Genomic DNA, 18,207 nt, shown 5'->3' with positions numbered 1-18,207 from the left:
GTCAGCCTGCCGTGATCCATGATCTGCAGCAGCACATTGTACAGGTCCGGATGCGCCTTCTCGATTTCGTCGAGCAACACCACGCAGTGGGGGTGCTGATCGACGCCATCGGTAAGCAGGCCACCCTGGTCGAAGCCGACATAGCCCGGAGGCGCGCCGATCAGCCGCGACACGGTGTGACGCTCCATATATTCCGACATGTCAAAACGGATCAGTTCGACGCCAAGCGACGCGGCGAGCTGCTTGGCCACCTCGGTCTTGCCGACACCGGTCGGGCCCGAGAACAGATACGAGCCGATCGGCTTCTCCGGTTCGCGCAAGCCCGCGCGCGCCAGCTTGATCGAGGCCGCGAGCGCGTCGATCGCCTTGTCCTGGCCGAACACCACGCGCTTGAGCGTCTGTTCGAGATGCTTCAAAACCTCGGCATCGTCCTTCGACACGCTTTTGGGCGGAATCCGCGCCATGGTCGCGATGGTGGTTTCGATTTCCTTGATGCCGATGGTCTTCTTGCGCTTGTTCTCCGCCACCAGCATCTGCGCCGCGCCCGACTCGTCGATGACGTCGATCGCCTTGTCCGGCAGTTTGCGGTCGTGGATGTAGCGCGACGACAGCTGGACCGCGGCCTCAATGGCCTCGTTGGTGTATTTGAGCCGGTGGTAATCCTCGAAATAGGGCTTCAGACCCTTGAGGATCGCAATCGCGTCTTCCACCGTCGGCTCGTTGACATCGATCTTCTGGAACCGGCGCACCAGCGCGCGATCCTTCTCGAAATGCTGGCGATATTCCTTGTAGGTGGTCGAGCCCATGCAGCGGATCGTGCCCGATGCCAGCGCCGGCTTGAGCAGATTGGACGCATCCATGGCGCCGCCGGAGGTCGCCCCTGCCCCGATCACGGTGTGGATTTCGTCGATGAACAGGATGGCGTTCGGATGCGCCTCGAGTTCCTTGAGCACCTGCTTCAGCCGCTCCTCGAAATCGCCGCGATAGCGCGTGCCCGCGAGCAGCGTGCCCATATCCAGCGAGAACACCGTGGCCGCCGCCAACACTTCCGGCACTTCGCTGTCGACGATGCGCTTGGCGAGCCCCTCGGCGATCGCGGTCTTGCCGACGCCGGCTTCACCGACGAACAGCGGGTTGTTCTTCTGCCGGCGGCACAGAACCTGGATGGCGCGGTTGATTTCGGCATTGCGTCCGATCACCGGATCGATCTTGCCGTCGCGCGCCTTCTTGTTGAGGTTCACGCAGTAAGTATCGAGCGCCTCGCCCTTCTTCTTGGAATCCTCATTGCCTTTGGTCTCGGTCTCTTCGTCGACACCGCGCACCGGGCGCGCTTCCGACACTCCGGGCCGCTTGGCGATGCCATGGCTGATGTAATTGACCGCGTCGTAACGGGTCATGTCCTGTTCCTGCAGGAAATAGGCGGCGTGGCTCTCGCGCTCGGCGAAGATCGCGATCAGCACATTGGCGCCGGTGACCTCCTCCCGGCCGGATGACTGGACGTGGATCACCGCGCGCTGGATCACGCGCTGAAAGCCCGCGGTCGGCTTGGCGTCGTCGGCGCCGTCCGTCACCAGGTTTTCGAACTCGGTCTCGAGATAGTTGACCAGACTGGTGCGCAGTTTGTCGAGATCGACGCTGCAGGCACGCATGACCGCGGCCGCATCGCTGTCATCGATCAGCGACAGCAGCAGGTGTTCAAGCGTCGCATATTGGTGGTGACGCTCGTTTGCAATCGCCAGCGCTCGGTGCAGGGATTGTTCAAGGCTCTGGGAAAAAGTCGGCATTCGCGTCCTCGTTGGCCCCCGCCATCATGATCGTCGTTGCCCGGTCAGGCAACAACAACCTTTGTCATATATAGTTACATCCGATCATGGCGGAAGACCGGTTCCCGCGACTCGCCGAAGCTTGGCCTGCGCGAAGCTGGCATCCATTGCCTGTCAATGCTAAACCCGTTCCCATTCTGGCAGAGCGCGCGCGACGTCACTTCTTTTCCATCACACATTGCAGGGGATGCTGGTGCTTGCGCGCGAAATCCATCACCTGCGTTACCTTGGTCTCGGCGATTTCATAGGTGAACACGCCACACTCCCCGATTCCGTGATGGTGGACGTGGAGCATGATCTTGGTCGCGGCCTCGACGTCCTTCTGGAAGAACTTCTCCAAAACGTGAACGACGAATTCCATCGGCGTATAATCGTCATTCAATATCAGCACGCGATAGAGATTCGGCCGTTTTGTCTTCGGTTTGACCTTGGCGATGACGGATGTGGCAGGACCGCCGGTCCCACCCGCGCGGCTCTCGTCATTGCCCATTCGAGCAGCAGATGCGCCGGCGGGCGGCACGGACGGATCAGATTTGAAAGTTAATTGCAGCATGGCACAGGCGTTCGAAATCCCCACGGGAAACTGGGCGGCGACCGGATGATGCTCTCCGAGAGGAGGCATCGAAGAATTCCGGACACCCTTCCAGATCGCCGCTCCCGGCCGGCCTGACCCATCAGTTGGATCGATAGCAGGAATATGGGTCTAGCCTCGGTTCGCCGCAAGCGCGCAGATATTGGTCAAATGCAGCTTGCGACGGGCCCGATTCCCGGCCCGGCGATGTCACTAGGTTAGTCAATCCCGTTGGGTTTGACAAAGCGAGCCTACCCCGGGCGTTTACGGGCCTTTGAAAGATATCGACGGCTGGCGCAGGTCAATTCGCGACCCACGGGACGATGGCCCCGATTTTTCAGGCCAGGTGTCATGTCCAGTGGATGCGACAGCGTTCACAAGCGCTGCCAGTCGCGAAGTTTTTATCCCCTGCGATCCCGCGAACCCGGCGCCGGACGTGGATGCGGATGTCAGGCTTCCTGACAAGAAAAAGCCCGGCGGGTGACCGCCGGGCTTTCGAATTTCGGAAAACCGAGTTCCCGTTAGTGGGTAGCGGCAGGGGTGTACTTGGCGACCATGCCTTCCAGCGGCTTGAAGGTCTGCTTGGCCAGATCGCTGTAAAGCCCGGCGATCTTCTGCGACTCGGCCACGAAGGTCTCATAGGCGGACTTCGCGTATTCGGTCTGCATTTCGACGGCCTTTTCCAGCGACTTCACGCCGGACAGCTTCTCGACGAACGATTTGGTGTCCTCATAGGATTTCTTGGTGTAGTCGCCATAAGCGCTGGCGATCGCCTGAAAGCCGGTCTGAAGGGTTGTCGCGGAGGCAACAACGGTCTCAAGATGTTCTTTTCCGTACTGCTGAATGTCTTCAATTTTGACCATTAATGGAATCCTTTCCCAGACTGATGTCGCGTTGATCTGCCGGGAGGTCCCGGCCCCCTGACCTCCAGCAAAATACTGCAATGCACAATAAAGTCAACATTTTTGTGCGCCGCACCAATTTATGATAATTAGCATCGAATCCCGTGGTCTTACGCAAGCCTTCCTTAATCTTTTGGAAACCCCGGGGACCTAACCTGATTCTTGGCTTGCTCGGATCCGGGCAGCCATCCGAAAACTGTTTGTTGACAGCGTCTTAGCCAGAATAGCGGACTGATCGGCCGGCCCGGCGGCAATACGCGCCGCGAGTTGGTGCCTGAGCAGTGAAACATCAGCGGCCGTCGGGCATAATTTGGCCTCACGAACCGGTGATCAAGACAGAAATTGGGACGGGGAAGTTCATGCTTCGCACAACCTTGGCTTCCTCGCGTTTGCGGGTATGCGTTTTCGGGTTCGTCACGGTCACCGCAGCGGTCGCTTTCACCAACGATACCGCCGACGCGCGCCACTACCGGCATTACCGTCATTATGCGCGTCACTACAGCGAGCCGCATGAAAGCTACAGCCCGGCGTTCTCCTCCATCATCGTCGACGGCAATTCCGGCGCGACCCTGTCTTCCAACAATCCCGATGGAAGCCGCCATCCCGCCTCGCTGACCAAGATCATGACGCTTTATCTGCTGTTCGAGCGCCTCGACGCCGGCAAGATCAAGCTCGACACCGAAATGGAAGTGTCCGAACACGCCTCCGAGCAGGCGCCGACCAAACTCGGGTTGCGCCCCGGCCAGACCATCCGCGTCGAAGACGCCATCAAGGGACTGGTGACGCGCTCCGCCAACGACGCGGCCGTCGTGATCGCGGAAGCCCTCGCCGGCGATGAAGACGATTTCGCCAAGCTGATGACCCGCAAAGCCCGCGCGCTCGGCATGAGCCGGACGGTGTATCGCAACGCGTCCGGTCTGCCCGACGACGATCAGGTGACGTCGGCGCGCGATCAATCGACCCTCGGCCGCGCCATCCAGGACCGCTTTCCGCGCTACTACCGCTACTTCTCGACGACCGAGTTCAGCTATCACGGCCATTCGATCAGCAACCACAACCATCTGCTGGGCACCGTCGAGGGCGTTGACGGAATCAAGACCGGCTATACCCGCGCCTCCGGCTTCAATCTCGTGACCTCGATGCGCCGCGGCAATCGCCATCTGGTCGGCGTGGTGATGGGAGGCCGCAGCGGCGGTTCGCGCGACGCCATCATGCGCAGCCTGCTCGCGGAAAATCTCGAAAAAGCCTCGACCAGGCGGACCGTCGCCGCGATTACCGAACGCAATGCCGCCGATGCCAATGCCGATGTCGCGGAAGCCGAAGCTGAGACGCAGCCGGCACCGATGGTTCAGGTTCAGGGCGCCGTTCAGCCCGCACCGGTTGAGCCAGCCGCGCCGCCGCCGGTGCATTCGGCCGCGCCGGTCTTGCGAGCGGTCGCGCCAGCCGCCAGCGCGGCTGCGCCGCCACAGGCCAAATCCGATATCAGGTTCGAGTCCAAGTCCGAAGCCAAGTCCGAACCCGCGCCGCTGACCAGTGGCGTGATTCAATCCCAGTCGATCGCGGCGATCCCGGGTTCCTCCGAACCGATGAAGCCCGTCAAGGTGAAGACCGTTCAGATCAAGGCCGGACAGGTCAAGCTGGCTTCGGCGGGTTCAGCGCAGCCAGCCACGCCCGTCACCAATTCGATAGCTGCGCGCCCGGAAGTGCCGGAGACATCAAGCGCGGTCGTGGCCAAGGCCGAGACCGGCAAGCCCGATTCCAGCAAGCTCGACATCTCCGGCAAGGCCGACATGCCGCCGCAGCCGGCAAACCACGGCACCGGAAACGGCGTGCTCGGCGTATTGCCGGCATCGAGCGTACCGTCCGCCTCCCCTACCCAGGCGATGGCCTACGCCGACCCCGCTCCCCATTCCCAGCCGCAGACCATTCAGCAAAACGGCGCGATCAAATCCGAAGCCACCCATACGGGATGGATCATTCAGGTCGGCGCGCTGGAAAGCGAAAGCGAAGCGCGTCAGCGTATCGACGCCGCGCGCAATCAGGCCCACGGCCTTCTCAACAAGGCTGATCCGTTCACCGAACCGGTCGTAGCCAAGGGCGAACGCAAGCTGTTCCGGGCCCGCTTCGCCGGCCTCGATCATGATCAGGCCGAAGCGGTGTGCCGGACATTGAAGCACAGCGACATCTCCTGCATTACCGTTCGCAACTGATCACACGACCGGCAGCCTCGAGCGAAACGCCAACGGCTGCGCGCAAACCGCGGCCCGCTGATAGCGCACATGCCTGTTCGCGCGGGATGTCGCTGCCGTGACGACTGCTGTGGCCGTCATGTCACTGCCGACGCGCAATCCGCGCCTTGCAAACCTCTCGTCAAGATTTAGCCGCTACAAACGATCAAATAAGGGATCGACCATGCCGGACAACGGCGGGCGGCAACGGGCGTCAACCGGAGAATAAAGCAGGAAGCAACTCGCGGAATCGTGGCGTTTGATAGCGTTGCCGGAGTTAAGTGTGATGCGTACGAATCAAAGTCTCCTTGGCCTCGTTTACACGGGCAGCGAGGTACGTCGACCCCCCTTGGTCGGGATGCAGTTTCTTCATGAGCGCGCGATGCGCCCGGCCGATCTCGTCGCGCCCCGCGCCCGGCTGCAGGCCAAGGATCTGATAGGCCTCCTCGTTCGTCATTTTGCCGCTCGCCGCCGGGCGGCTCTGCCCCCCTGCCGTATTGCCCTGCGCGTCCTGACGCCAGGCGGGAAACCGGCGGTCCAGATAGCTTTCGAGTAGCGGCACGCTTTCGGCGTCCATACCTGGAATCATCGCCGTCAACTGCGGCAGATCGAACTCGTCCAGCGAGTGACCGGCATTCGGCCCGGCCACGATCTGGCCTGAAAGCTCGCCGCTGTCGTGATCGAGGCTCATATCGAGAAACTGCGAGCGAACCCGCGACCGCTGTCCCGACGAGCGCTGTCCGCTTGAGCCCCCGAACATCCCGGCGATGTTGGCGAAACCCGACGTCCCGAACGGCGACCAGCCCAGCAGCCCCGCGCCGAAAATGCCGATCGGGATGGCGACGGCGAGTTCACCCTTGATGCCGGTAAACGCCGCGACCGCGAGCGCCACCACACCGCCGCCGATCTTGATCGCGCGCGCCAGCACGACCGGATTGGCTGCGCGAAACATCTGCAGCAGTGAATAGAGCAGGATAACGGCGACAACGCCGGCGATCAAAGTGGCCATGAATTCAATATAACGGGCTCAGCCGTAAAAATCATGCCGATCCCTGCCGCCCCGAGGACGATCAAGCCAAAATCTTCTTGGTGCAAAATCTCCTTGGCGAGGGTCTTGTGAATTCATTACGCTGCCGTCCGACCGCAACCGGATAGCGAGGGAGCGCGACGTGACGACACCGGGCTTGACGACGATCCAGAGCAGTTTCGAACCGAAAGAGACGATGAACAGGCTCGAGGCCGCGGTGCAGGCAAAGGGCATGACGGTATTTGCCCGCATCGATCACGCCGCGGGCGCGACCGCGGCAGGGCTGTCGCTGCGGCCGACCGAGGTCCTGATTTTTGGCAACGCCAAGGCAGGCACGCCGCTGATGAATTCAGTCCAGACCATCGGGCTGGACCTGCCGCTGAAAGCGCTGGTTTGGCAGGATGCCACCCGCAACACATGGCTTTCCTACAACGATCCTGGCTGGCTGGCGCAGCGGCACGGGATCGACCCCGAGACGCAGCCCGTGGTCGCTAATATGACCGTCGCGCTCAATGGCGTCGCCAAAGCCGCCACCACGGCGTAATCCCGGCGACGTCCGGCCGGCCAGCCACGCCCACAGCCTGCTTCGGATCACTTCATCTGGCCGAGCAGTTTGGCGGCACCGCTTCCGGGTTTCGACAATTGCTGCAACGCTGCGCGGCCACCGGCGGCATAGGCCGCGGCAGCGCGCAACAGCTCGCGCAATTGCGCGGCTGCGCCAGGATCGAACCGGCACCATGCGCCACCGGTCAGGCGCGCGATTTCCCGGAACGCCTGCTCGGCTGCGCCGTCATGGCCTTCCTGAAACATGAACACCGGCACCTTGAGCAGGCCGAGTTCGCCCGCCTTGGCGCAGAGCTCGTCGACACGTTCCTCCATGGCGTCGCCGACGAACACCACCGCGCGCACCGCGGAGGCGACCGCCTCGCGCCGCGCCTCCGACAGCACCTTGCCGATCTGGGTGTTGCCGCCGCGGCAATCGATCTTGCCCATCAGCTTCGCCAGTTGCGCGCTGTCGGAAATCCAGCCGGTGGCGCGGCACTCGTTGAGGCCGCGATAGTAGACCAGGCGGATATCGAGACTGCCGATCGCGGCCGCCTCGCGAAACATATCGGCCTGTAGCGCGCAGGCCATATCCCATGTCGGCTGCCGGCTCATGGTGGCGTCGAGCGCAAACACCAGCCGGCCCCTGGCGCCGGCGGCATGCGGGGACATCGCGCGGGCTTTGGCGACGAAAGCGGCTATGTCTTCCGAGGCGGACGGCCTCGCCTCCGGCAACGCACCGGCTTTGCCGGCCTCGGCCTCACGGCCCGCGGATATTTCGCCAGCTGATTTCGGTTTGGTCGGTTCGGCGGACATAAAGGCTCGCGAATGGCTGCAAGCCTTATGTGGGCCGCGATCCCCGAGGGGTCAATGCGTCGCGTCTGGCCCGGCCTGATCCCGGAGCGGTATTTTGCCGGAAGGCGCCAGACCCGGCGTCAGTTCTGGGCAACCGGCGCGTAGGGCGTAACCGGTCCGGCATCCGTCATCGATGGCGGCACTTTGGTGTCGACCGGCCTGAGCGGGCTTTCATCATCGAGGAATTTGTCGACCATGTCCTGGATCGATGCCTTGGCCTCGTCCGGCCCGGTATCGCGCATGTCGTTGTGCTGGAAACCGGTACGAACGACGGTGATGCCAGCCTTCTCGCAGATCTCGGCGTCGGGAATGACGCCGGGATCGGGCTTGAAGACGGGGTCGCTTGAGCGGAATGAGAGGATCTTGAACCTGCCATCGGTCATGAACGGCACACGCAGATTGTCGAGCGTGACCACCTTCTTGATCTGATCGGGATACATCTTGGCGAAGTAGAGCGAGACGTCAGCGCCCATGGAGTGTCCCACCATGGTCAAATGGTCATAGTCCGCGTTCGGCTGGACCTGCTTCATTTCATCGATAGCAAAGCGGATGTTGGCGATGTCGCGCTCGTATTGCGGCTGACGGCCGACATAGAGTTCGCCGACTTTCGTCACCATCGGGGCGTCGGTCGGCAGATCATGCTGAATACTGACCACCATATAACCACGGGCGGCAAACAGGTTTGCCAGAAAAGAGTACTCGGTGAATTTGACGGTGTTGCCGTGATTGAGGATCGCCACCGGCAGTTTGATCATGCCGGCATTCGCCTGCAATTCCTTGTCACGCCGCACGGCCAGATCGACAGCGACCAAACGGTTGCCCCGCACCGGATCATTGAACGTCAGCATCTCGTGCCTGATCGCCCACTTGCTCGCGGTGAAATAGGCGACCGCGACAACGGCGCAAAGCGAAAGCAGAACGGCAATTCCACGTTTCATTTTTATCCTCGGCGGGACGGCTTCAGCGGTCCGAATTCAGGTCGAGACTCCGGCAGCACGTGACCTTAATATAATTCACGCCCAAGTGACGTGAAGACTAAATATTGTGACTTAGCCGCCTGATCGTTGTGCGGCGCACCCGATTATTGTGCAGGTGCACAATCCGAGATACCCATCAATCTGGGACACCACGCCTCAAGGAGCGGTTCAAATCCTGGGTAAACACCCGGTAAACAAGGCACTGTAAAAACGGCCTATCAGCGCCATTCGTTCCACAGTTCTGAAGAGAATGAGAACAAAACCACCGGTTGAAAGCGGCTGTGCGATCGGGACCGGCGCCAGAAAAGCGCGGATTAGCCGGTCAGGAGCATCTCGTACGGGCGATCTCAGGCGCCCAGGATGTCGTGGACCTCGAGCGGCTTGTCGACCTGGCTGAACCATTCGGCGCGGTTGGCCGCGCGGCGGCGACCGCGCTCGTCGAGCGGCAGCTTCAGCTGGCGCAGCAGGCTCGTGACTTCCTCGCGTGCGGTCACATGGCCCATGCTCGGGCGGGTGCCGAGCGTGGCTTCGTCGAGGTCGTCGAGCGCGGTCAGCCCGCGCGGAAAGAATTCGCGGTACACAACGCGTTCGGCAAAGCCATCGATCGAGCGGAAGCCGAGCCGGAACGACAATTCGTTGAGGCCGTCGGCGACCAACTGCTTGTTGCGCGATCCCAGCATCGACAACCGGTTGCGGACGACGATCCAGTCGGTGGTGACGCCGTCGACCTGGCGGCGCTTGCGCCTGGTATCGCGCACCATCTCCGCATAGTGGCTCTCGCCGGTCACGGAATAAGTCGCGGGGTCGACGGTTCCGAGCACGTCGAAATCGAGGAAGCTGTCGTTGATCGGCGTCACCAGCGTATCGGCCATCGAGTGCGCCAGCCGCATCAGATAGCTGTCGGAACCCGGGGTATCGATGACGATAAAGTCAAACGTCCGCTCGACCGCGCTCACGGCAGACATGAATTGCTGGAATTCGGACGACTCGTTGTCGGCGATCTGCATGGTTTCGCCGAGCTTGATGCAGCAATGCACGGGAATCTCGAGATCAAGCCCGGTGCGGCGCGCCCAGGCGCGCCGGTTGTCGATGTAATGCGTAAAGCTTTGCTGGCGGCAGTCGAGATCGATGGTGGCGACGCGCTGGCCGGCTTTCATCAGGGCGACGGCGACATGCAGGGCGGTGGTGGATTTACCCGAACCACCCTTCTCATTGCCCAGCACAACGACATGAGCCGAGCCCGACTGCCCTTGACTAGTCTGCACCAACATTCTGCAACCCCTTTCGATATCTTCAAATTACGCGCGACCGCGGTCAAGTTAAATGCGCAACGATGCCCTCAAATCGCTGACCGTCTGCCTTAATCATGAATCGTAGACATGGCGCCGCGCGTCCGTGATCAGCGACACGGTTTGGCGCACGACCGGCACCACCGCCCTGTCGCGTTCGGGCGGTGCCTTGCTTGGCGGCAAGGCTGCTTTGATCAAGGCATCTGATTTGATCAAAGCTTGGGCTTTGATAAGGTCGGCTTCCCCGCCGCAAAGTCAGACGCCGCCGACTTCCCGACCTCACAGATCGAGCCCCGATGTCGCCAAGCCCCATGATCGTCCGCACGGTCCCTGCGTTACGTCGCGCCCTCGATGGTCTTCGTGCACGAAAAGCCACCATCGCGCTGGTACCGACCATGGGAGCACTCCATGACGGCCATGTGTCGCTGGTTCGGCTGGCCAAACGCCGCGCCAAAAAGGTGATCGTGTCGATCTTCGTGAACCCGACCCAGTTCGCGCCATCGGAGGATTTCGGTTCATACCCGCGCACCTGGAAAGCCGATGTCGCCAGACTTGCGGCCGAGGGTGTCGACCTGATCTGGAATCCCGACGTCAAGACGATGTATCCGGACGGCTTCGCCACCCGGATTCTGACCGAGGGGCCGGCCACCACGGGCCTGGAGGATCGCTTCCGCCCGCATTTCTTCGGCGGCGTCGCCACCGTGGTCGGCAAATTGTTTACGCAGTGCCGGCCGGATTTCGCGATCTTCGGCGAAAAGGACTTCCAGCAATTGCGCGTGGTGACGCGGATGGCCGGGGATCTCGACCTCGGCGTCAAGGTGGTGGGATCGCGAACCGTGCGCGAGCGCGATGGGCTCGCGATGTCGTCGCGCAACGTCTATCTGTCGCCCGAGGAGCGCCGCGCCGCGCCCGTGCTGTACCGCGCGATGAAGCAAAGCGCCGGACGCCTGCGGGCCGGCGATGACGTCGAAGCCGCGATGGCCAGCGGCACCGAGCTGATCGTCGGCGCCGGTTTTACACTGGATTATTTCGAGGTCCGGCACGCCGAGACGCTGGCGCCGATCGCCTCGGTCGAGGACGGGCCGATGCGAATCCTGGTCGCGGCTAAAATCGGAAAAACCCGGCTGATCGACAATATCGGGGTCTAGGCGGCCCGGCAGCCGCCGGAAACACCGAGACCCAATAGTGTAGCACTACTGTAGCACTACTCAGAATAGAATATCGCCACATAAGGATCTGCCGGGGGAACTGCCAGCATGAGCATATGGTCGGTACGCGCTATCATTTTCAGCGCGCTGATGACTTTGGTCGCCACCGGCTTTGCCGCAGCGCAGACGGCGCAGCGGCCGCCGATCGGCGGCATCGGTCAGTTGCCCGACGCCATGATCTTTTATGTCGCGCATGGTGCGCCCGGCGCCTGCGGGCAAGGCTGCTCGGAATGGATTGCCGCCGAAGGCACCGTTCAGTGGGATACCCATAAACGGCTGATCGCGATCCTCGACCGGCAGGCCGGGCGCAAGCTTCCCGTCATCATCCGTTCCTGGGGCGAGTCCAATCTCAATGTCGCAATCAGCCTTGGCCGGATCCTGCGCGACCGCGGCATCGACACCACGGTGGGGTCGACCGAAGTCGAAACCTGCGATGGAAAGCCGGAAGCGGAATGCTTCACGCTCAAGCGCCAGGGCGGCCCTCTCGACGCCAAGTTGAACCTGTTGGATGCGCGCTGCGAACTTGCTTGCGTATTCATGCTGGTCGGTGGCGTGCATCGCAGCCTGCCGGTCGGCACCCGGATGATCCTGAGCGGCATGTCGATCCACAACCGCCTGGCGCCCAATATATCCGAGGAACGGCGCGAAGGTCTGACGGTGCGATTTGGCGAACTGTTCCGCATATATCTGCGCGAGATGGGCGTCGAACCGGAACTGCTCGACATCATCGACAGGAATTCGGAATCCAGGCGTCAAACCGAGTTGCCGCCCTCCGAATGGACCAGGATGCGGATCGTCACGGCGACGTCGCTGTAGCGCGCGGACCACAGCGGGTCGATGCACAAGACAGCTGTCAGCTTAAAGCACGGCCTTGGGCTTAGAGCAGCCCGAGGTCACGCAGCTCGCGCCGCATCGGCTCGGGCATTGCCGCGACGCTCGCCGCCGCAGCCTTGCCGAGATCGGGCGGCGCGGCGTCTGGCGTGAAATAGCGCCAGCCCTGGAAGGCCCGCATCGGCCGCGGCGATACCGCGATCACTTTGGGCTGCATCACCAGCCGGCATCGCCCGATACCGTCCCGATCGCGAAACGGCTCGATCGCGATGAGCTTTTCGCGGGCCGCGATCTCACCGCGGATGACCCAGTACAGCGAACCGCCCGCGAGCAGTTCTTCGACGCGCTTCGGCGTCATCCGGGTGATGTGAATATGATGGAGCGGCAGCCCCTTCTTCTTGGCGGTCTTCATGCGCTCGGCGACCCAGCCCTTGAGTTCCTTTAGCGACTCACAGCCGACGGCAAGCTTGATGAGATGAAGCGACATGGTCTGGGGTTTAGCGATCAGCGCTGGCTTTTGAAAGCATCAATCATTCGAGGCGGCGGGAGCCGGTGCCGGTGCAATCGAAACCGGCGCCACCGCTGGCGCGCGCGGGGGTTTCGGCACCGGCTGCTTTTTCGCTGCCGCCAGCGTCGGCGCCGCCACCGGAGTGGGACGTGGTGACGGCAATGGCGCGTTGGCGGTCGACGCCGGCGGGCGCGGCGCGGCTGTGCCCGGCTCCGGCGTCATGATACTGACCGGCGGGATCGAGGCCGCGGTCGGAAACTCGGCATTGGTCGGCTTGCCCGTAGGCTTTCCCGGCTCCAGCGCCGCGACCGGTGCCACGGCCGGCGGCGCATTCGGCGCATTCCATGTCGGCGCATAACGCGAGATCAAGCCGTCATAGACCCGCTCATCCATGTTGGCCACGATCTGATGACGATCCGTCAGCGCCCGGAAGGCCGTGCAGTCCGACGGTGTACAATGGTCCCGCACCGCCAGCGCATACGCCATGAGCCCGTATCGGTCGTGCTCTACTGCGCGGCGTAATGCCTGCAGCTCCGGCGTCATGCTTTTGTTGGCGGCGGCGACATCGCCAAGCGCGGTCAGCCGGTTAATCTGGGAGGCCGCGTAGGATACGGCCGCGGCCGCGGATTCGGCGGAACCGAACAGCGCCTTTTCGCAGGCGGTCAGAACCGCATCTCCGGCCAGATCGTCGACACACGACAGCGCCGGCAGCGCCACGTTCACCATCTGCGACGACGAGGGTTCGCCGGACGCAGTCCGGCCACCCGGTCCAAATCCGCGAATGGTGGCGGCGACGGCAATACCGATGGCCAACAGCGTGATGACCGTCAGCGCGCCGTTGGCGACGGACTTCTCCGCGCGCAACAGCGTGATGAGGACGATGACCCCGAAGAATCCGGCCGCCGCCAATGTCAGCCACATCGGAAAGGCCGGTGAACGCCAGATTTGATCGAGCGATGAAGCCCAGGCCCAGTTCATGCGCGATGTCCCTTAACGCAGCATAATGCGCATTTGGCGAAAGTAAGTGCCGATTCTTTCGCACAAGACGCAGAATGGTTCTGCGAACGGGGCCTTTTCACGGCAGGCGAGATGCAAGCCGCGTCACCCGGCCATGCGCACAATTTCAGGAGATATCGAGCTGGCTTTCCTTGGCCACCCGCTCGAAAGCTTCCGTCGAGCTCTTGATCCGGTACTGGCAGTCGTCGCCATCGGTGGGAAGCAGCCGGATGACCTCATAGGTGCCGCTGGCGGCCGGACGTGCGACATTGCTGGCGGTAAAATAGACAGTCTCTCCAACGTTGTATTTGTGCTTCAACGCCCTCTCCATCACGCAAAAAACGTCGGTCGCGCCCACGGTCCCGCTGCAGCGATCGACTGGAAAACACGCATTTTATATAGCACGGCACCGGTCTTTTTGGCCAGTTAAATGCACATAGCAAATACCAGGAATTTGCAGGTTTTTCAGTACGATAAATACCTGTTTGGGGGGCGGACGAATCCGCCTGACGGCGGCATACAAGCGTCGCGGCCAAGCCGGAAATCGGGTCGATCAGGATCGAATATCGACCAAAGATCCCGGCAAATGGAGGCGGGCAGTCGGCTGGTGCCTGGCCCTCCCGGATAGCGCGCGTCTGCCAGCTCGCGACCGGCCATTCGACCTCTCCTACCGAGAGGAGAGGTCGCGCCGGTCACGCGGAATCCAACAACGCAAATGTCAGGCGGTATGCGGCAGCTTGCCGTCCGGGCTGGCGTGATCCACCGCCGCGGGAAGTTCCTTCGCCAGCAGTTCGGAGATCTGGTCGACCGGTATGTTGTACTTCGCCGCCAGTTGCTTGACGGTGTCGCTGCCCAGCACCTGATGCAATTGGTCGGCCGTAATCGGCAGGTTCTGACCGTTTCCGATCCAGGACTTGACCTGGTCGCCGAGGCCGGCCTGCTGCAGCTTGGCAACAACAGCGGTGAGCCCGCCCTGATTGCCATTGCCGAGCACTTCGCTCAGCACCACCGGAAGCACCGCGCCCCCGATCTGGCCGAGCGCGCTCTTGAGCGCGGGTGAATTTTCCAATGAATCGAGAATTCCCATGGCCAAACCCTCTTCAGCTAAATTCACAATGTCGGTTCCAGATTCAGACCGCTTTCGCTTGCCTGCGTCAAGCCGCGATTGCGGCCTGTGGCCGGCAAATTCGCCGCTTACACCGTCTCAAATCTGTCAATGATGATGGTTTCAGCCAGGCCGGCACGGGTCCACTCCTGAAAAGCCGGCAGTGCCATCATCGCCGCCATGTAATCCCGCGCGCCCGGCTCAATTTCGATCGCATAGGTCAAAAAACGATGCACCACCGGCGCGAACATGGCGTCGGCGCCGCCAAAGGCTCCAAACAGGAATGGCCCGGACGCTCCGAAGCGCTGGCGGCACTCGATCCAGATCTGCTGGATGCGCGCGATATTGGCGCGCGCATCCGCCGACAATTCGATGGCGCCAACCGGCCGATGCAAATTCATGCCGCATTCGTTGCGAAGCGCCGCAAAGCCCGAATGCATCTCCGCCGAAATCGAACGCGCATGTGCCCGCTGCACGCGGTTTTCCGGCCACAGCCGTTTCTCCGGGAACCGTTCGGCGAGGTATTCGATAATGGCCAGCGAGTCCCAGATCGTGACGTCGCCATCGATCAGCGCCGGCACCTTGCCCGAACGCGTAAACCCCAGAATCCGCTGTTTGTCGGCGTCGCCGGTATAGAGCGGAATGAAAACCTCGTCGAAAGCGATGCCGTTGGCGCGCAGCGCCAGCCACGGCCGCATCGACCAGGACGAATAGTTCTTGTTGCCGATCACGAGCTTCAAGGTCATGCACGCAAATCCATCTTTGGCTTGCCATCCCCAGTTTGCCGCAAGGTAGCACGAACTTCAGGCACCGGGCACTGGGAGCGTTCAACCCGCGGGTCGCATCGGTTGCCGTGATGGCTCATGCATGGCAGCATCGGCGAGCACCGGGGGATGCTACATGAGCGGATATTGGATCGATATTCTGGCGGTCGGCTTCTTCGCCCTGGAATGGACGGTGTATGCCGTCACCCTGGAGCATAGCGCCTATGGTCGCGACAGCCTGTCCGCCCGCATGCATATCTACCGCGAGGTCTGGATCCGGCGCATGCTCGACCGCGAGACCCGCATGGTCGACATGCAGATGTTGGCGTCGCTGCAAAACGGCACCGCCTTCTTCGCTTCCACCAGCCTGTTCGCGGCCGGCGGCGCGCTGGCGCTGCTGCGATCGACCAGCGAGGCGCTGGCCGTCCTTCGTGCATTGCCGATCGATCTCAGCCCCTCGCCCGCACTTTGGGAACTCAAATGCGTCGGACTGATCCTGATCTTCATTTATGCCTTCTTCAAATTCGCCTGGACCTACCGGCTGTTCAACTATGTCGCGATCCTGCTCGGCGCGATGCCGCCGGCCGCGCGGCGCGACACGCCGGAAGCCGAAGCGCATGTCATTCGCACAACAAGACTGTTCGAAGCCGCGGGCCGGCACTTCAATCGCGGACAGCGCGCGTTCTTCTTTGCGCTCGGCTATCTCGGCTGGTTCGTCAGCCCCTGGGTTTTATTCGCGACGACGGCGGCGGTGGTAATCGTCATCTGGCGCAGACAGTTCGCCTCGAGTGCCTGGCGGGCGATGGGGAGTTGATCGTCAGCACTTTTATCAATCCCATTTCGGCGCGAAGCCGAAATCGGTGAGCCGGCCCTTGGCGCTTCCCATCGCGGAGATCAGACGCATCTCCTCGTCCGACAGCGTGAAGTCGAAGATGTCGATATTTTCCGACAGCCGTTCGATCCGCGAGGTCCGCGGTATCGCCGAAACGTTCTGCTGCACGAGCCAGCGCAGGCAAACCTGTGCGGCGCTCTTGCCGTGGTTCTGCCCGATACGCGCCAGCGTCTCGTCGTTCTTGATCCGGCCCTTCGCGATCGGACTGTAGGCGACCACGGCCATGCCCTGGCGCGCGCAGGCTTCCAGCACCTTGGTTTGATCGAGGTAGGGATGATATTCGACCTGGTCGCACGCCAGAGGCTCCGGACAGGCCGCGACCGCCTCTTCGATCAACGCCACCGTGAAATTCGAGACCCCGATATGCCTGGTCATGCCGAGCTTCCTGACATGCGCCAGCGCGCCCAGCGTCTCCGCCAGCGGCACCTGCGGATTTGGCCAGTGCAGCAGCAGCAGATCGACCTCGGAAAGCCGCAGCTTGGTCAGGCTCTCCTTGGTGGATCGTTCGAGGTCGTTCGGAGCAAAGTGGGTGGTCCAGACCTTGGTCGTCACGAATATCTCGTCGCGGCGCACCTTCGAGGCGCGCAGGCCTTCGCCGACCTCGCGTTCGTTCTCATAGACCTGGGCTGTGTCGATGTGACGATAGCCGAGTCTTAGCGCCTGCTCGACCAGACGCGCGCAGGTTCGTCCGCGCAGCTCCCAGGTGCCTAACCCGATCGCGGGGATCCTAGCGCCGTTGGCCTCGACAAATTGCATTGCGGGAACTCGAACTGACCAAACCGCATTATGTCCCGCCAAAGCGGCGCTGCCAACAAAGGGCTGCGCCGGATCACGCCTTTTTGGCGATCAGGCTTTGGCCAGAGCGGAGAACACCATGTCCGGGGCGTGGGCGATCACCGCCAGAAGCGCGCGCGCCGGCCCGCGCGGCATGCGTTTGCCCTGCTCCCAGTTGCGAATGGTCTCAACCGGTACGCCAAGCCGTGCCGCGAATTCGAGCTGCGTCAGGCGGGCCCGGCGGCGAAGATCGCGCACCGCTGGAGGGGGCGCCGTTTCCATCGGTACAGATGCGGGCGTCACGGGCGCCAGCGGAAACTCCTGCCCATCCCGCAATTCGACGATCCGTCCGTCCGCTTTCAACCGCAAGCGCTGCATGTCCGACTCAATCCAGAGCGCGATCAGTAACGCGCGCGCGGATTGTCGGCGATGCGCGTTAAGGCCCGATTAACGATACGCGCCGGGATGGATCCGGGACGATCCGGGTAACACTTGATCTAACAGACCAGCCTCAAGCCCCCGCCGGCTTCGGCATCAGGCTGACATGCGCGGCGGCGATGCGCCAACCTTCCGGCGTGCGCAGCCAGACATGACTTTGCCGGCCGGTTAGCGTCGAACCTTCGCGTTGAAACTCGGTATTGGCGGTCGCGAAATCACGGCCGTAGGTCGTGATGGTGGTGTTGATCAGACGACGCGTCATGTCGATCGGCGGCCGGGTCGCGCGAAAATTGGCGATGGCATCATAGCCGTAGAGGTTTTCCGCCACACCATAGCGGAGTGTGCGGGAATTCCTCCAAAACAGCTGATCCAGCGCCGTCACATCATTGGCAACAAGCGCGCGCTCGTAACACGTGAAAGCCGATGTGACTTCGGCGACAATTTCGGGAACATTGATCTCAAGCATGCACTGCACC

The 18,207-nt window shown here is 62.1% G+C and carries 20 protein-coding genes; 5 read left to right on the top strand and 15 right to left on the bottom strand.

The window, feature by feature from the left end; genetic code table 11:
* The 3 genes from ABR948_RS03465 to ABR948_RS03455 form a co-directional block, all read right to left on the bottom strand.
* Positions 1-1,784, bottom strand: a 1,784-nt coding sequence (locus ABR948_RS03465; protein ID WP_428114040.1) for an AAA family ATPase, incomplete at its 3' end; no start/stop codon positions are given.
* A 196-nt stretch (positions 1,785-1,980) separates the two neighbouring features.
* Positions 1,981-2,313, bottom strand: a complete 333-nt coding sequence (gene clpS, locus ABR948_RS03460; protein ID WP_428114044.1) for an ATP-dependent Clp protease adapter ClpS — start codon at positions 2,311-2,313, stop codon at positions 1,981-1,983.
* 602 nt (positions 2,314-2,915) lie between these two features.
* The gene (locus ABR948_RS03455) at positions 2,916-3,257 is read right to left on the bottom strand and encodes a phasin family protein (protein ID WP_428114039.1); all 342 of its coding nucleotides are present in this window, start codon (positions 3,255-3,257) and stop codon (positions 2,916-2,918) included.
* Positions 3,258-3,655: 398 nt separating this feature from the next.
* Between ABR948_RS03455 and ABR948_RS03450 the strand changes: the two genes are divergently transcribed.
* The gene (locus tag ABR948_RS03450; RefSeq protein ID WP_428114038.1) at positions 3,656-5,506 is read left to right on the top strand and encodes a serine hydrolase; all 1,851 of its coding nucleotides are present in this window, start codon (positions 3,656-3,658) and stop codon (positions 5,504-5,506) included.
* Positions 5,507-5,801: 295 nt separating this feature from the next.
* On the opposite strand, the gene ABR948_RS03445 is transcribed toward ABR948_RS03450, so the two are convergent.
* Complete coding sequence (locus tag ABR948_RS03445; protein ID WP_428114037.1) at positions 5,802-6,533, bottom strand: DnaJ domain-containing protein; 732 nt, start codon at positions 6,531-6,533, stop codon at positions 5,802-5,804.
* Positions 6,534-6,693: 160 nt separating this feature from the next.
* Here ABR948_RS03445 and ABR948_RS03440 point away from each other — a divergent pair, with 160 nt between their 5' ends.
* Positions 6,694-7,095, top strand: a complete 402-nt coding sequence (locus ABR948_RS03440) for a DUF302 domain-containing protein (protein WP_428114036.1) — start codon at positions 6,694-6,696, stop codon at positions 7,093-7,095.
* Positions 7,096-7,142: 47 nt separating this feature from the next.
* Here the strand turns inward: ABR948_RS03440 and ABR948_RS03435 are convergent, their stop codons facing one another.
* The 3 genes from ABR948_RS03435 to ABR948_RS03425 form a co-directional block, all read right to left on the bottom strand.
* Positions 7,143-7,910, bottom strand: a complete 768-nt coding sequence (locus ABR948_RS03435) for a VWA domain-containing protein (protein WP_428114035.1) — start codon at positions 7,908-7,910, stop codon at positions 7,143-7,145.
* Between the two features lie 119 nt (positions 7,911-8,029).
* Entirely contained in the window at positions 8,030-8,887 is an 858-nt protein-coding gene (locus ABR948_RS03430; protein ID WP_428114034.1) for an alpha/beta fold hydrolase, read from the bottom strand.
* 386 nt (positions 8,888-9,273) lie between these two features.
* Entirely contained in the window at positions 9,274-10,197 is a 924-nt protein-coding gene (locus ABR948_RS03425; RefSeq protein ID WP_428114033.1) for a division plane positioning ATPase MipZ, read from the bottom strand.
* A gap of 314 nt (positions 10,198-10,511) precedes the next feature.
* Here ABR948_RS03425 and panC point away from each other — a divergent pair, with 314 nt between their 5' ends.
* Both panC and ABR948_RS03415 read left to right on the top strand, forming a co-directional pair.
* A complete protein-coding gene (gene panC / locus ABR948_RS03420) occupies positions 10,512-11,363 on the top strand; it encodes a pantoate--beta-alanine ligase (protein WP_428114032.1) in 852 nt (283 codons plus the stop codon).
* A gap of 108 nt (positions 11,364-11,471) precedes the next feature.
* Entirely contained in the window at positions 11,472-12,239 is a 768-nt protein-coding gene (locus tag ABR948_RS03415) for a hypothetical protein (RefSeq protein ID WP_428114031.1), read from the top strand.
* Between the two features lie 61 nt (positions 12,240-12,300).
* On the opposite strand, the gene ABR948_RS03410 is transcribed toward ABR948_RS03415, so the two are convergent.
* The 5 genes from ABR948_RS03410 to ABR948_RS03390 form a co-directional block, all read right to left on the bottom strand.
* Positions 12,301-12,741, bottom strand: coding sequence for a DUF1489 family protein (locus tag ABR948_RS03410; RefSeq protein WP_428114030.1), 441 nt, complete (start codon positions 12,739-12,741; stop codon positions 12,301-12,303).
* A gap of 39 nt (positions 12,742-12,780) precedes the next feature.
* On the bottom strand, positions 12,781-13,740 hold the full coding sequence (locus tag ABR948_RS03405; RefSeq protein WP_428114029.1) for a hypothetical protein: 960 nt from the start codon (positions 13,738-13,740) through the stop codon (positions 12,781-12,783).
* A 145-nt stretch (positions 13,741-13,885) separates the two neighbouring features.
* Positions 13,886-14,089 (bottom strand): hypothetical protein, encoded by a 204-nt coding sequence (locus ABR948_RS03400; RefSeq protein WP_428114043.1) that lies wholly within the window; start codon positions 14,087-14,089, stop codon positions 13,886-13,888.
* A gap of 387 nt (positions 14,090-14,476) precedes the next feature.
* Entirely contained in the window at positions 14,477-14,845 is a 369-nt protein-coding gene (locus tag ABR948_RS03395; protein WP_428114028.1) for a YidB family protein, read from the bottom strand.
* Between the two features lie 107 nt (positions 14,846-14,952).
* Positions 14,953-15,609 (bottom strand): glutathione S-transferase family protein, encoded by a 657-nt coding sequence (locus tag ABR948_RS03390; protein ID WP_428114027.1) that lies wholly within the window; start codon positions 15,607-15,609, stop codon positions 14,953-14,955.
* 154 nt (positions 15,610-15,763) lie between these two features.
* Between ABR948_RS03390 and ABR948_RS03385 the strand changes: the two genes are divergently transcribed.
* On the top strand, positions 15,764-16,441 hold the full coding sequence (locus tag ABR948_RS03385; protein ID WP_428114026.1) for a DUF599 domain-containing protein: 678 nt from the start codon (positions 15,764-15,766) through the stop codon (positions 16,439-16,441).
* A gap of 15 nt (positions 16,442-16,456) precedes the next feature.
* On the opposite strand, the gene ABR948_RS03380 is transcribed toward ABR948_RS03385, so the two are convergent.
* The 3 genes from ABR948_RS03380 to hpxZ form a co-directional block, all read right to left on the bottom strand.
* On the bottom strand, positions 16,457-17,275 hold the full coding sequence (locus ABR948_RS03380) for an aldo/keto reductase (RefSeq protein WP_428114025.1): 819 nt from the start codon (positions 17,273-17,275) through the stop codon (positions 16,457-16,459).
* 90 nt (positions 17,276-17,365) lie between these two features.
* Positions 17,366-17,671, bottom strand: a complete 306-nt coding sequence (locus ABR948_RS03375; RefSeq protein ID WP_428114024.1) for a helix-turn-helix domain-containing protein — start codon at positions 17,669-17,671, stop codon at positions 17,366-17,368.
* A 133-nt stretch (positions 17,672-17,804) separates the two neighbouring features.
* Positions 17,805-18,197: an oxalurate catabolism protein HpxZ gene (hpxZ, locus tag ABR948_RS03370; RefSeq protein ID WP_428114023.1), complete on the bottom strand. Its 393-nt coding sequence runs from the start codon at positions 18,195-18,197 to the stop codon at positions 17,805-17,807.
* Between the last annotated feature and the right edge of the window lie 10 nt (positions 18,198-18,207).

Source organism: Bradyrhizobium sp., assembly GCF_050014615.1.
In the GTDB taxonomy this organism is placed as follows: domain Bacteria; phylum Pseudomonadota; class Alphaproteobacteria; order Rhizobiales; family Xanthobacteraceae; genus Bradyrhizobium.
Note: the sequence above shows the minus strand (reverse complement) of the source record. Positions and strands in the feature narration are given on the sequence as shown.

Excerpts from the sequence above, each read along its gene's own strand:
- ABR948_RS03415 (WP_428114031.1), top strand. The coding sequence starts at position 11,472 with ATGAGCATATGGTCGGTACGCGCTATCATTTTCAGCGCGCTGATGACT.
- ABR948_RS03375 (WP_428114024.1), bottom strand. The coding sequence starts at position 17,671 with ATGCAGCGCTTGCGGTTGAAAGCGGACGGACGGATCGTCGAATTGCGG.
- ABR948_RS03430 (WP_428114034.1), bottom strand. The coding sequence starts at position 8,887 with ATGAAACGTGGAATTGCCGTTCTGCTTTCGCTTTGCGCCGTTGTCGCG.
- hpxZ (WP_428114023.1), bottom strand. The coding sequence starts at position 18,197 with ATGCTTGAGATCAATGTTCCCGAAATTGTCGCCGAAGTCACATCGGCT.
- ABR948_RS03405 (WP_428114029.1), bottom strand. The coding sequence starts at position 13,740 with ATGAACTGGGCCTGGGCTTCATCGCTCGATCAAATCTGGCGTTCACCG.
- ABR948_RS03380 (WP_428114025.1), bottom strand. The coding sequence starts at position 17,275 with ATGCAATTTGTCGAGGCCAACGGCGCTAGGATCCCCGCGATCGGGTTA.
- ABR948_RS03455 (WP_428114039.1), bottom strand. The coding sequence starts at position 3,257 with ATGGTCAAAATTGAAGACATTCAGCAGTACGGAAAAGAACATCTTGAG.
- ABR948_RS03435 (WP_428114035.1), bottom strand. The coding sequence starts at position 7,910 with ATGTCCGCCGAACCGACCAAACCGAAATCAGCTGGCGAAATATCCGCG.
- ABR948_RS03410 (WP_428114030.1), bottom strand. The coding sequence starts at position 12,741 with ATGTCGCTTCATCTCATCAAGCTTGCCGTCGGCTGTGAGTCGCTAAAG.
- ABR948_RS03385 (WP_428114026.1), top strand. The coding sequence starts at position 15,764 with ATGAGCGGATATTGGATCGATATTCTGGCGGTCGGCTTCTTCGCCCTG.
- clpS (WP_428114044.1), bottom strand. The coding sequence starts at position 2,313 with ATGGGCAATGACGAGAGCCGCGCGGGTGGGACCGGCGGTCCTGCCACA.
- ABR948_RS03445 (WP_428114037.1), bottom strand. The coding sequence starts at position 6,533 with ATGGCCACTTTGATCGCCGGCGTTGTCGCCGTTATCCTGCTCTATTCA.
- ABR948_RS03395 (WP_428114028.1), bottom strand. The coding sequence starts at position 14,845 with ATGGGAATTCTCGATTCATTGGAAAATTCACCCGCGCTCAAGAGCGCG.
- ABR948_RS03425 (WP_428114033.1), bottom strand. The coding sequence starts at position 10,197 with ATGTTGGTGCAGACTAGTCAAGGGCAGTCGGGCTCGGCTCATGTCGTT.
- ABR948_RS03450 (WP_428114038.1), top strand. The coding sequence starts at position 3,656 with ATGCTTCGCACAACCTTGGCTTCCTCGCGTTTGCGGGTATGCGTTTTC.
- ABR948_RS03400 (WP_428114043.1), bottom strand. The coding sequence starts at position 14,089 with ATGGAGAGGGCGTTGAAGCACAAATACAACGTTGGAGAGACTGTCTAT.
- ABR948_RS03390 (WP_428114027.1), bottom strand. The coding sequence starts at position 15,609 with ATGACCTTGAAGCTCGTGATCGGCAACAAGAACTATTCGTCCTGGTCG.
- panC (WP_428114032.1), top strand. The coding sequence starts at position 10,512 with ATGTCGCCAAGCCCCATGATCGTCCGCACGGTCCCTGCGTTACGTCGC.